The sequence below is a fragment of the Candidatus Rhabdochlamydia sp. W815 genome, from assembly GCF_018642185.1.
Taxonomy (GTDB): Bacteria; Chlamydiota; Chlamydiia; order Chlamydiales; family Rhabdochlamydiaceae; genus Rhabdochlamydia; species Rhabdochlamydia oedothoracis.
Window position 1 is genome coordinate 1 of record NZ_JAAVTY010000199.1, and the last position, 916, is coordinate 916.

At 33.2% G+C, this 916-nt stretch carries 2 protein-coding genes; both read left to right on the plus strand.

The features are described from left to right. The first annotated feature begins 176 nt into the window (after nt 1–176). On the plus strand, nt 177–620 hold the full coding sequence (locus RHOW815_RS08290) for an ISAs1 family transposase (protein WP_215217805.1): 444 nt from the start codon (nt 177–179) through the stop codon (nt 618–620). Nucleotides 621–673: 53 nt separating this feature from the next. Further along, complete coding sequence (locus RHOW815_RS08295) at nt 674–835, plus strand: helix-turn-helix domain-containing protein (RefSeq protein ID WP_215217806.1); 162 nt, start codon at nt 674–676, stop codon at nt 833–835. Nucleotides 836–916 lie beyond the last annotated feature (81 nt).

Genomic DNA, 916 nt, shown 5'->3' on the forward strand with positions numbered 1-916 from the left:
TTTAATATAGCTTCAATAATAAGGGCTGCGGAAAATAAGGAATGGACAATTTCCAGAAAAATTCAAATTACTCTTTTAATGTCCTGTACCCTGCAGGACATTAAAAGAGTAATTTGAATTTTTGTAGAAATCAGCCCTATTGTTTCTTTTGCGAAAAAAACAATATGGATCTCTTCATGAATAAAAAACGATTACCACCCAGGCACATTCAAAAACATTCAGGAGTGACTCCTCAGCCTGATCTTAAACTTATTCAAACTCTTGATACCATTACTGATCCTAGAGGAGCATCCTGCAATTTTATTCATCCTCTTATAACGATACTTTTTATCACAATCGTTTGTTCTTTGTGTGGTGCTGATGATTGGGAAGCTATTGTGTTACAGGCCCATTCAATCAAAGAATGGTTGAATCAGTTTGTAGATATGACAAACGGAGTCCTATGCATAAGAACTTTTAAACGTGTTTTTTCCATATTGGATCCAAGTGAGTTTGAGAAAATACAGCAAACTTTATCTGATTTTATAAAAGAAAAAAAATCTGGAGAAATCGTTAGTTTTGATGGGAAAACTATGCAAGGTACCTCATATTCAGGAAAAGGTCAGTCTTTTCAAGTTTGAAGTGCACAGAAGAATTAAAAAAAGAATAGGCAAGCGATGAAAGAATCTCTATTGTGATTTTTAACAATCAAACACAAAAAGAGACCTTGCTTAAAGGCTACCATCACCTAACCTATGACCAAAGATGTCAGATTTATATTTTACAAGCTAGAGGAGATACATCTAGCTCAATAGCAACCATTCTAAAAGTTCATCATGAACCTATCTTGAATTGAATATAAATTTTCGCTATGATACCAGATCTTTTTATTTTTTAACTAAAGACAGATGACATGAGCAAGCAAGGATTAAATGAA